The following is a 10,262-nucleotide window of genomic DNA, read 5'->3' on the forward strand; positions in this document are numbered from 1 at the left end:
CAAATTTCACGTTGAATATCACTCGCATTCCATAGACTAACATGCTCAATACATTGGATAAATATTCCGAAACGAAACCGAATATGGTTCTTGCTTTCGTTACCGTGACGTTAACCATACGGCCCTCTAACATACGATAAGTATAGGTTATCGTAGGTTATATGTACGAGGAACTTGTACGTGCTGTAAAACAATGGTATCAATGGCGTATGACCAATTTCGGAGGTCCCGATGCCCCAGACAAGCTACAAGATCAGCGAAGCCCGCAAGAATTTCGCCGAAGTCCTCGATCGCGCCAACCAGGGCGAAGAGATCGTCATCATGCGTGGCAACGAAGTTTACGCCCGCATCGGTCCAGCAGCTGACGGAGGCAAGCGCCCTTTTGGCCTGTTGCGCCATCGTGGCCTGCCCGACAACCTGTTCGATACAGTTGATGCAGAGCAGGCGGCGATCGATGCCGGAGACTGGAATGATGATACCGGCGTCTGGCAAGGCAAATCCAACAATAGCGAAAACACGCAATGAAAATCCTGCTCGACAGCCACGCCGTCTACTGGTGGACAATCGGTAGTGATCGCCTGTCCACGAAGGCACGATCGCTGATCGAGGACAAGGCAAATCCTATCCTCGTCAGTGCGGTCACGTTCTATGAGCTGGACAACAAGATGCGCCTGAACAAGCTTGATCTCAAGCCCCAGGAACTGCGGGCAGCCGTCACGGAAAGCGGCCTGCAAACACTAGCCATCACCGATCTGCATGCCGAACTTGCAGCAAATTTTGATTGGGAACATCGCGATCCGTGGGACCGGATTCTTGCCGCTCAGGCGCGGCTTGAGCACTGCACTTTCATCTCGACGGATCTGGCGTTCGACGCGATTCTGCATGAGCGCGTCTGGTAAGGGCAGTGGCTGTGAAGGTATTCGTGGACATTGCCGAGGCAGCGGAGCGATTTGACGAACTGATTGACTTCGTTTTGCGCGATGACGAGGTTGTCATCTGTCGAGCTGGCGATCCTATTGCCGCGATCATGCCAATTTCGCAGAACGGCCAGGGCACATGGGATGAAGTCTGGGCGCTGGCGCTTAAGGGAAGGCCTGCAAACACGCACCAGACTTCGAACCACGATGAACTATATGACGAGAACGGACTGCCGAAATGAGCAGCTCGTCGTCAGGTTCGATTGAAAAACGCACCGAGACTTTAGATACGATAGCGGCTGTTCTGCCGCTGAACCGCCGCGACAGGCTCGCCGGGCTATTGACCGATCAGGATATCGAGACGCTGCGCCACCTGGTCAATGAAGGCATGGGCGAAAACACGCTGCGCGCGCTGACCTCGGATCTGGCCTATCTTGAAGCCTGGTCGAAGGCCGCAACCGGTAGCCCCCTCCCCTTCCCGGCGCCGGAAGCCCTGCTCCTAAAATTCATCGCGCATCATTTGTGGCGGCCGCAACAGCGCGAGATCGAACCCGATCACGGCATGCCGGTCGGCGTGGAAGATGAATTGCGCCGACAAGGCTTTTTGCGCGTATCCGGACCGCATGCACCGGCAACGGTACGCCGTCGTCTCGCCAACTGGTCGACGCTGACCCGCTGGCGCGGTCTGGAAGGTTCGTTTTCATCACCGTCCGTCAAATCGGCTATCCGGCTTGCGGTGCGCGCTCTGAACCGACCGCGCAGCCGCAAGAGTGCCCATGCCATTACCGGCGATATTCTGGGCAAGCTGCTGGCAACCTGTTCCGGCGAGGATCTCACCGCCTTGCGGGATCGGGCTATCCTGATGGTGGCCTTTGCCTCGGGCGGGCGCAGGCGCAGCGAAGTCGCCGGCCTGCGCGTAGAACAGCTTGTCAAACAGGCTCCCGTCGCCGATGTGGACGGCTCTCCCCTCCCCTCGCTCGGCATCCATCTTGGTCGCACCAAAACCAGTGGCACCGATCACGATGAAATCGTCTATCTGACCGGCCGTCCCGTCGAAGCCCTCAATCGCTGGCTGGAAGCGGCAAAAATCGACAAGGGCAGCGTGTTTCGCAAGATCGATCGCTGGGGCAACATTTCCGCGCGAGCGCTGGAACCGAGCGCGGTCAACCGGATCGTCAAGCAGCGCGCGCAAATGGCCGGCCTTGACGCCAAGGAATTCTCCGCGCACGGCCTGCGCTCCGGCTATCTCACGGAAGCGGCCAATCGCGGCATTCCGCTCCCCGAAGCCATGGAACAATCGCGCCACCGCTCCGTGCAGCAGGCGTCCGACTATTACAACAACGCCAAACGGCGCAGCGGACGGGCGTCGCGTTTGCTTTGAGGCCTGTGCCGACCACTACAGAGCAAAGCCGCGCACATCTGTTATTAGTGGTTTGCAGATTGACAGCTATCAGACCCGGGTTAGCATAAGTGGATCTTTATCGAATCCACAGGCCGGGCTAAGGGTAGAGAATGACTGAATTGCGTTCTGGCCTTCCGATAGTTTCATTTGTTGATAAAATTGCACTGGAGAGCTGGTTGGCGAAGCAACCCAGCGATTCCAACGGTGCATGGATTAGATTTCGTAAGAAGGGTTCGAGCATCGCAAGCGTCACCAAAGCTCAGGCGATCGACAGCGCCCTTTGCTATGGTTGGATCGACGGTCAACTTGACAAATGCGACGCTGACAGCTGGTTAGTCCGCTTTACCCCCCGCCGACCGCGTAGCAAGTGGTCGGATGAAAATCGGAAACGCGCGCTGGAACTGATCTCGGCGGGGCGCATGCAATCGTCTGGGCAATTGGAAATTGATAAAGCGATGGCAGATGGCAGATGGGAGGCGGCGTATGCTCCAGCTAGCAAAGCTGAGGTCCCAACGGACTTGCAGACTGCGCTTAATGCGAACCCGAAGGCCGCAGCTTTCTTCGCTACGCTCACTGGCGCTAACCGATTTGCGATCTTGTATCGCATTGGCGCGGTGAAGAAAGCTGAGACCAGAGCCCGAAAGATCAGGGATTTCGTTGGTATGCTAGAACGTGGAGAAACCGTTCACGGTTGAAACGACCGCTTTCAGCGTCGCCCTCTTCTGGTTCTGGCGACCGACCTCAGCACGCATGCGGTCGATTGGTTGGGCAATTCAACAGGACGTAACCGGCTGACACGACTTTCTGGGTTATACGACAATGCCAGTCAGCACACTTTTTCAAGGCTGCGTTGAAGTCAGGCAATCTGGTTCATTTGTCTAAAGCTTCTCCCATGCGCTAGTATCTGGATGCCTGTTGTAACAGACTTTTATCGGGAGGATGCCACGCCAAACGTTATCGATAGCCGTCTCGTCAACGCTTTCCTTGATAATGCAAGCTTGTCGGAAACCGATCTTTTGCCGGATACAATCTCTGGTCAGATTGATGAGCGTCGTCGTAGGCAAGGTGGATTGTGGGTAGGGGGCAAGTGCGAACTGACAGCCGCCACTTTGAGTTTCCGCCCAAACGACATGAACCGGGCATTGCATGCTCGTCCTGACGAGTTGAGTGTTGAAATACATTTGGAGGACATTGTCGGGATTTCAGTTCAACGCAGACTGATTACAGACGCCATAACCGTCAGATTTGCTACCGAGGTACTGAAAATCCGATGCTTTAGGGCCAAATCCTTTACGGCGGCAATCGAGGCCGCGCGACTGGCCATCCATGAACAGGCCGTCAAAACGGAGCAGAGACAGCCCAATCGGTAGAAACACGAATAGGAAGACCAGACCGGAACAGTGCTCACAAGAGTGCCCCCTCCCCTTGTTGACAAAAGAAAAGCCGTTGAGTTTCTGAAACACCCACCAATGCGGAGACGGCATTCATCAATTTGCGGTCAAAACGCAGGCCATTACCTATGCTCTCGAAGCAATAACCGATGAAAGCCTTCCTGAGGATTTTCAGGTACAGGGAAAGTATGGCAAGGGGAGCGGTGGTCTTTTCGTTGGCGAGTAGAAAACGGACGGATGCCATGGCATTATCGCGGCTATGACAGATGAACCCAATTTGCACTTTAGCGGCTTTTCGCTTTGGATAGAAGGACGCCAGTTCTCGGATGTGTTGGACTTCTGGGATGGGAATTGGCTGATGGTTCGCGCGCGCATGGAGGCTAACGGCGCACATGTCGAATGTGCAGGGCCAATCCTGATGACTATGGACATCAGGAAATTCCGCGATCAGCTAGATGTAATGGCGACTTCTTTGGCAGGCGAAGCCACACTCAAGGGCTTGGAACCGGAAATTAACGTCGTTCTGACAATGCAGAAGTTAGGACATGTTGAAGCGGTGATTGAAATTACTGCTGATCACATCAATCAATATCATCGTTTCATCGTGGAGGGAGACCAGTCCTACCTGCCCGGACTTATCCGTTCATGCGATGCCATTCTCTGCAAGTTTCCTGTCATCGGAAAGGAGAGCCTCTGATCGAAACGCAACCAGCCAGTTTAGCTATTACGAACTAAAACGGCCGGGTTGAGAGGGAAAACGGTCAGTCGGCTTGCAGGCAGGGAGGGCAGAAGCGGCATGTAGTGCCGCAAAAATCTGCCGTGCAAGTCGGACTTTCACATCCAACTATCGCGACAGAAGTTCCCGTGAGAATTCAAAGTTAGCGCGTCCCGAGGCAAACTTCAGGATTTCCGAGACAAGTTAGCCGCAACCGCGCAGAGTTCTGCGATCATGCAGTGAGAAATCCATCCGATAGCAGGATCAAACAACTAATTTTGCGGCGAACGGAGCAGGCAGAACTCTTCGCCCCGGAATCGAAGTGCAACATAGCTGCATTGGTTCATGTGATCGATCAAACAGGCTTGCTCCGGCGTTGCCATTTCTTCCATCGTGCAGCGCTCTTCCGCACATGTCTGACTATAGATCTGACCGGTGGGAACATACGCCACAAAAAGCGAGGTCTTCGGTCCCTTCGGGTTGAGGGTTTCATATGCGGCTGTTAACCTCTCGAAAGCCGCAACATCTTCACCCACAGGGTCGCGGTCGATCCCCATCTCGCCAACCTCGCCGACCATTTTCATGTAGCGCAGATGTTCTGATTGAGAACATACTAGTCGATCAGCCTTTGCAGGGATCGAATACGCCAAGACAATGGCACTGAGGATAACCGCCAACTTCCGTATCATTTCGCGTTCCGTCTGTGCTTGAGGGTCGTATAAAGTTTTTGGTTTTGCTGTCAATTTCCTGTCTCTCTTGACGAGTCAACCAAAAAAACCTGCGACAACTCCAGCCATCCTAGTGTCCATTGCAAGGAAAGTCATTCATAACAACAAAAGTCGCAATGAGGTCCAAAAGCCGACAGTGTCAAACGCACAAAAGAGCGATAGGAATCTAGCGTAAAGCTGCCGGCCATTTCGGCAACAAAGCACATAAAATAAGGCTACATCTAGAGCGCGTTGCGGCACCAACGATTGGAACAAATATTAAGGCCACTTTTATTGTGATACCCGGGAATGGCAGGGCGGGTGGGTCTACCGGAACTTAGCAGACATATTGACGAGACACGGGCACAACGTCGTGCCGGTAACGCTTTCGGGACTGGTCGATGTTCCTGCTCCAATGACCAACCTTGAAGGTCACATAGGCGAAGTCGCCGAACTGGTGCAGTCGCAGACCCACGATGACCTAGTTGTTGTCGGGCAATCTTATGGCGGGATGATCGTGAACGGCGTCGCAGACATCAAACCGTCGCGAATCCGGGCCCTGGTCTACGTCGATGCCTACGTGCCCGATTCAGGAGACTCTGTGTGGTCGCTGACAACACCCCGTTTTCGGGACATGTTTGTCGCAGGCGCAGCGGCTGACGGGTTGAATTGCGCGCCACCACCCAGTCTCGACCCGAGATGCCGCCCGCATCCGATCGGAACGTTTCTCCAATCAATTACTCTCACTGGACGCTGGCGAGATGTTCCGCGCAAAACATTCGTAGGCGCGCATGGCTGGGAAGGAAGTCCTTTCCTTGAGCTTTATCGACGCCTGAGCCACGAACCGGACTGGACAACCTTTTCGCTCAATTGCGGACACAACGTAGCGCGTCTGCAACCGGAGGCCTTAATTCGAATATTGTTGGAACATAATTGATCGGCAAACCACCGCAGATCATCTGTGATGTCTCGGGATGACTGGGGCCCGCCACACCTAGTGTACCCGTCCAAATCGACCCCAGCATGCTTCGAAGCGACTGCTGTCGTTGACTATTCGTCAGGTTATAGACCTGAGCCGGCTTCCACGAACTCTTGTTCTCAGCTGAGAACACATCTTGTTTGGTCACTTCGCGCGACAGCGTAGGGCCCTACCTGATCGCGGGTAATTGCCTTTTCTGCCTGGATCGCGTTAACCTATCATTAACTTTAAAGTTGTTGACGACTCACATCGATCCGGTCATTCTGACGCTCAATCCGATTATTTTCCTTGTTGAGCGATTTTAATGATCCACAGCGCCAATGCCACTAATGTCAAGCAGTCCGTAGAAAAGTCGTTAACTCGGCTTATTGAAGCGGACGCCGACACACTGAGCGCCCAGCTTCAACACCTTCGCGCACGCGCATTCCCGCCGACAGCACAGAAAGAGTTACGTAAATTTGCTCCCGGCGAGGCAGCAAAGCTGATTGGAATCAGTGACGTTTATCTCCGCACCCTCGTAAACGACGGTGTTATTGGAGACGCGGAAAAGAACGCCGCTGGTAGGCGCCTCTATTCCTTGGAGCAGATCCATGCTATCCGGCATCACCTGAGTAATAATAAAAAGAGCTATGACCAACGTCGTAGAGAAGACGATCGACTTCAAGTAATAGCCGTTACTAATTTCAAAGGTGGCTCAGGCAAAACCACTACCGCTGCACATTTAGCGCAGTACTTTGCACTTCGCGGTTATCGTGTTCTAGCCGCAGATCTAGATCCTCAAGCGTCATTGTCTGCCTTATTTGGAATACAGCCGGAATTTGACCTCGAACCTAATGAGACGCTTTACGGTGCAATCAGGTATGATGAAGCTCAACGGTCACTCAAAAGCATCATAAAAGCTACATATTTCAGCGGACTCGATATCATACCTGGTAATCTCGAATTGCAGGAATTTGAACACGAAACTCCTCGCGCCTTAACATCAGCGTCGCGATCAACTGACAAATTGTTTTTCACACGAGTAGCATCCGCGCTGAAAAGTGTGGAAGACGACTATGATATCGTGGTTCTCGATTGCCCCCCTTCGCTTGGTTACCTGACCCTGTCGGCACTCTGTGCCGCAACTTCGGTGCTTGTAACAATTCATCCCCAGATGCTCGATGTAGCATCAATGAGTCAATTCTTGCACATGACCGCTGGCCTTTTTGATGTTGTTGAAAGAGCAGGAGGCAATGCGAACTATGACTGGTTTCGCTATGTGCTTACTCGTTACGAACCAAACGACGGCTCCCAGTCGCAGATCGCGGGCCTTCTTAAAGGACTATTCGGAGATCGGGTACTAACTAATTCGATGGTCAAGTCCGCCGCGATATCAGACGCGGGAATTACGAAACAAACCCTTTACGAGGTCGGCCGCGAAAACTTTCATCGGCAGACGTATGATCGTGCGATCGAAGCTCTCGACGCCGTCAATCATGAACTCGAAGAACTAGTGAGAGATGCGTGGGGTAGAAAATGAACAAGCGCCGTGATGCTTTACGAGATTTTCTAACACCGATTACGACTAACCATGAGTTCTCAGCTGAGAACACACCTAGACGGCCGCAGGTGTCTTCAGGCGCATTGCAAAGCATGAATGATGCCATCACCGGCCTATCGAATGAAGCTGACGAGCTTCGCAAAGCGCTATCCGATGGCCAAGCTATTGTAGAGCTCGATGCAAATCTCATTGATGCATCCTTTGTCAAAGATCGCCTAGATGAGCATACAGGCGCGGATTTTGACGCTTTATTGAATAGCATTCAGGAGAACGGTCAGGCAGTACCCGTGCTTGTAAGACCAAATCCTGATCAATCCGGCCGTTATCAACTTGCTTACGGACATCGGCGCGTTGCGGCCCTTAAACAGCTTGGCCTAAAGGTCAAATCGTTCATTCGAGACCTGTCCGACGACGAGTTGATTATAGCGCAAGGTAACGAAAACCTTGAACGCAAAGATCTCTCTTTTATTGAGAAGGCATTATTTGCTCGGCGCCTGGAAGACCGTGGAACGACGAGAGCGGTGATCATGGCAACGTTCGGTACCTCATCGAGAGGCGTTTTATCCGAAATGATTGCGTTGGCACGAAAGTTACCTGAAGAGCTCATACAGGCTATTGGCGCAGCGCCAGGTATTGGACGTCCGAAATGGGATTCGATGGCTACACTGCTAGCCAATAAGCCTAACGCGTTTGAAACCGTTATTCGGAACGAAACTCTGCAGACTCTAAATAGTACCGAACGCTTTGAAGCGATCTTCGCGTCGCTTAAGCAAGCGAACAAAGTATCAACAAACACAGCAGGTCATGCCTGGCGATCTGATGACTCACAATTAAGAGCAGTTACCAAATCCAAACCTAAAGGATATGCTGTCGAGTTCTCAGAGCCTGAAGGAAAAGCGTTTGGAGCGTGGATATCGGATAATATGAAGCGCTTATATGAAGAATATAAGGACAGTAAACAGCCCAATTAGGAGACTTAGCAAAAGAAAAAGGCCCCCAAACGTTACCGTCGTGGAAGCCTCTCTCAAAGTTCTAGCAGACTGAGAATCGCATTTCCCCGAATCGGTGTCAAGAGTCGTAAGCGTCTTTTTGGCGGTTGGATTTCTTTTGCCTTTTGAAAGGTGAGAGGGAATGCAAATTCTGAAAACTGACACGTCCGCATTTCTTGGGCGAATGAAGGTCTTTGCCCAAAATTTTGATCGGCAGGAAAAACCTGAGCAGGGGAGGGGCATAAACAGATGGGCGCTTTACAAACAACTCTGCGTAGCTAAGGCAGAATTCGGTCTGAACGATCGTTGCCTAGCTGTGCTGAGTTCGCTGTTGTCATTTCTGCCTGACGATGAATTACTTGAGAAAAGCGGCATCGTCGTTTTCCCATCCAATAGACAGCTTTCGCTACGCGCCCATGGCATGCCGGAGTCCACACTGCGCCGACATCTGGCATCTCTGATTGAAGCTGGAATCATTGCGCGCAAAGATAGTCCGACGCGCAAACGGTATGCTCATAAAGATAAGGAAGGCGGCGTCGAACTTGCTTTCGGCTTTTCATTTGCGCCCTTGCTCGATCGCGCATCTGAAATTGCTGCAATCGCGGATAAAATTCTCGCCGATCAGAAAACACTGAAGCGTCTTCGCGACGAAGTGTCGGTCATGCGCCGAGATATGGCGGCAGCTTTTGCGGATAGCGCCAAAGAAACAGGTGAGCTCAGTGAGCGTCTCGAAGCATTGTTCATTCGTTTCCGTGCCGTTGTCGACGCTATCCCTCGCCGCGCGTCTCTTGATGAACTGTCCGCTATCAAGGCCGATCTTGAAGCCATTGGTGGCGAAATAGCTATCGCTTTGAAAACAATAGAGATTGTTCCAGAAATGAGCGGCAGCGTCGCTCAATCTAAGCGGCAGCATAATGAATCCCTGCCAGAATCCTTTTTTGAATCTCAAAATGGCGAAAAGAATGATTTGAAGGTGCTTTCGTCGGAAGCATCCGTTCCTGTCGACAGCGAAAGTGAAAACTCTGATCGAACTCGAACTTCAATTTCTCTCGATCAAGTGCTTCGAACCTGTCCAGATATCCGTGAGTATGGTGCTAAAGGGATTAACACATGGCGTGAGCTTTTCGATGCTTCGCGGATTGTCTCTGGCTTTCTCGGCATCAGTCAGTCAGCCTATCAGGAAGCTATACATTTCATGGGCGCAGAAACCGCTTCAACCGCTATTGCGTGGATCCTGCAGAAACTGGCGTCGATCAACTCGCCTGGTGGATATCTGCGATCTCTGACGCAGAAGGCGAGGGGAGGGACCTTTTCAATCAGTCAGCTTCTGTTTTCAGGGATGAAGGCCAATGGCGGACAAGTCTCTGCGTAATCCAGTCCAAGCGAGATTCGACCGGCTGCGGTCCTTTGTCTGGCGTGAGAACTCGTCGCTGTTGATTTGCGTTACATGTTGAACCAGCGGGGCGCGGACGATAACCTATACTTATCGATGGTTATAAGCCCATATAGTTAATGTCACAGTAACGAAAGCAAGAGACATATTCGGTTTCGTATAAGGATATTTTTGTAATCTATTGAATAGGTTAGTTTGAAGAAATGTCCTGCTATGCCGAACCAGGACC

At 52.1% G+C, this 10,262-nt stretch carries 12 protein-coding genes; 10 read left to right on the forward strand and 2 right to left on the reverse strand.

The features are described from left to right. The first annotated feature begins 231 nt into the window (after window positions 1-231). The 5 genes from FG152_RS26550 to FG152_RS26570 all read left to right on the forward strand — a co-directional run bounded on the left by FG152_RS26550 (window position 232) and on the right by FG152_RS26570 (window position 3,014). Window positions 232-525 (forward strand): type II toxin-antitoxin system Phd/YefM family antitoxin, encoded by a 294-nt coding sequence (locus FG152_RS26550; RefSeq protein ID WP_024897005.1) that lies wholly within the window; start codon window positions 232-234, stop codon window positions 523-525. Then, entirely contained in the window at window positions 522-899 is a 378-nt protein-coding gene (locus FG152_RS26555; RefSeq protein WP_199058940.1) for a type II toxin-antitoxin system VapC family toxin, read from the forward strand. Before FG152_RS26550 ends, FG152_RS26555 begins: the two co-directional genes overlap by 4 nt. A gap of 5 nt (window positions 900-904) precedes the next feature. After that, window positions 905-1,159: a type II toxin-antitoxin system Phd/YefM family antitoxin gene (locus tag FG152_RS26560; RefSeq protein ID WP_371836243.1), complete on the forward strand. Its 255-nt coding sequence runs from the start codon at window positions 905-907 to the stop codon at window positions 1,157-1,159. Continuing rightward, window positions 1,156-2,298, forward strand: a complete 1,143-nt coding sequence (locus tag FG152_RS26565) for a site-specific integrase (RefSeq protein ID WP_498989330.1) — start codon at window positions 1,156-1,158, stop codon at window positions 2,296-2,298. The genes FG152_RS26560 and FG152_RS26565 overlap by 4 nt, the downstream gene beginning before the upstream one ends. A 131-nt stretch (window positions 2,299-2,429) precedes the next feature. Beyond that, window positions 2,430-3,014, forward strand: coding sequence for a YdeI/OmpD-associated family protein (locus FG152_RS26570; RefSeq protein WP_498989333.1), 585 nt, complete (start codon window positions 2,430-2,432; stop codon window positions 3,012-3,014). 709 nt (window positions 3,015-3,723) lie between these two features. On the opposite strand, the gene FG152_RS26575 is transcribed toward FG152_RS26570, so the two are convergent. Then, complete coding sequence (locus FG152_RS26575; protein WP_498989336.1) at window positions 3,724-3,954, reverse strand: hypothetical protein; 231 nt, start codon at window positions 3,952-3,954, stop codon at window positions 3,724-3,726. A 15-nt stretch (window positions 3,955-3,969) separates the two neighbouring features. On the opposite strand from FG152_RS26575, the gene FG152_RS26580 reads away from it, so the two are divergent. Beyond that, entirely contained in the window at window positions 3,970-4,407 is a 438-nt protein-coding gene (locus FG152_RS26580) for a WapI family immunity protein (protein WP_176038649.1), read from the forward strand. A 290-nt stretch (window positions 4,408-4,697) separates the two neighbouring features. Here FG152_RS26580 and FG152_RS26585 read toward each other — a convergent pair whose 3' ends face one another. Beyond that, window positions 4,698-5,168, reverse strand: a complete 471-nt coding sequence (locus FG152_RS26585; protein WP_146206502.1) for a hypothetical protein — start codon at window positions 5,166-5,168, stop codon at window positions 4,698-4,700. Window positions 5,169-5,505: 337 nt separating this feature from the next. On the opposite strand from FG152_RS26585, the gene FG152_RS26590 reads away from it, so the two are divergent. The 4 genes from FG152_RS26590 to repC all read left to right on the forward strand — a co-directional run bounded on the left by FG152_RS26590 (window position 5,506) and on the right by repC (window position 10,012). Beyond that, window positions 5,506-6,069, forward strand: coding sequence for an alpha/beta fold hydrolase (locus tag FG152_RS26590; protein WP_498989339.1), 564 nt, complete (start codon window positions 5,506-5,508; stop codon window positions 6,067-6,069). Window positions 6,070-6,415: 346 nt separating this feature from the next. Further along, window positions 6,416-7,630 carry a plasmid partitioning protein RepA gene (gene repA / locus FG152_RS26595; protein WP_151616225.1) on the forward strand — a complete coding sequence of 405 codons (1,215 nt, stop codon included), beginning with the start codon at window positions 6,416-6,418 and terminating at the stop codon, window positions 7,628-7,630. Further along, window positions 7,627-8,622: a plasmid partitioning protein RepB gene (repB, locus tag FG152_RS26600; RefSeq protein ID WP_151654396.1), complete on the forward strand. Its 996-nt coding sequence runs from the start codon at window positions 7,627-7,629 to the stop codon at window positions 8,620-8,622. Before repA ends, repB begins: the two co-directional genes overlap by 4 nt. A gap of 160 nt (window positions 8,623-8,782) precedes the next feature. Then, on the forward strand, window positions 8,783-10,012 hold the full coding sequence (gene repC / locus FG152_RS26605; RefSeq protein ID WP_151654394.1) for a plasmid replication protein RepC: 1,230 nt from the start codon (window positions 8,783-8,785) through the stop codon (window positions 10,010-10,012). Window positions 10,013-10,262: the final 250 nt, after the last annotated feature.

It is taken from the genome of Ochrobactrum sp. XJ1 (assembly GCF_024701725.1).
GTDB classification, from domain to species: domain Bacteria; phylum Pseudomonadota; class Alphaproteobacteria; order Rhizobiales; family Rhizobiaceae; genus Brucella; species Brucella anthropi.

What these genes read in the sequence shown, in the direction of transcription:
- FG152_RS26550 (WP_024897005.1), top strand. Translation starts at nt 232, where the DNA reads ATGCCCCAGACAAGCTACAAGATCAGCGAAGCCCGCAAGAATTTCGCC.
- FG152_RS26555 (WP_199058940.1), top strand. Translation starts at nt 522, where the DNA reads ATGAAAATCCTGCTCGACAGCCACGCCGTCTACTGGTGGACAATCGGT.
- FG152_RS26565 (WP_498989330.1), top strand. Translation starts at nt 1,156, where the DNA reads ATGAGCAGCTCGTCGTCAGGTTCGATTGAAAAACGCACCGAGACTTTA.
- FG152_RS26570 (WP_498989333.1), top strand. Translation starts at nt 2,430, where the DNA reads ATGACTGAATTGCGTTCTGGCCTTCCGATAGTTTCATTTGTTGATAAA.
- FG152_RS26575 (WP_498989336.1), bottom strand. Translation starts at nt 3,954, where the DNA reads ATGGCATCCGTCCGTTTTCTACTCGCCAACGAAAAGACCACCGCTCCC.
- FG152_RS26580 (WP_176038649.1), top strand. Translation starts at nt 3,970, where the DNA reads ATGACAGATGAACCCAATTTGCACTTTAGCGGCTTTTCGCTTTGGATA.
- repA (WP_151616225.1), top strand. Translation starts at nt 6,416, where the DNA reads ATGATCCACAGCGCCAATGCCACTAATGTCAAGCAGTCCGTAGAAAAG.
- repB (WP_151654396.1), top strand. Translation starts at nt 7,627, where the DNA reads ATGAACAAGCGCCGTGATGCTTTACGAGATTTTCTAACACCGATTACG.
- repC (WP_151654394.1), top strand. Translation starts at nt 8,783, where the DNA reads ATGCAAATTCTGAAAACTGACACGTCCGCATTTCTTGGGCGAATGAAG.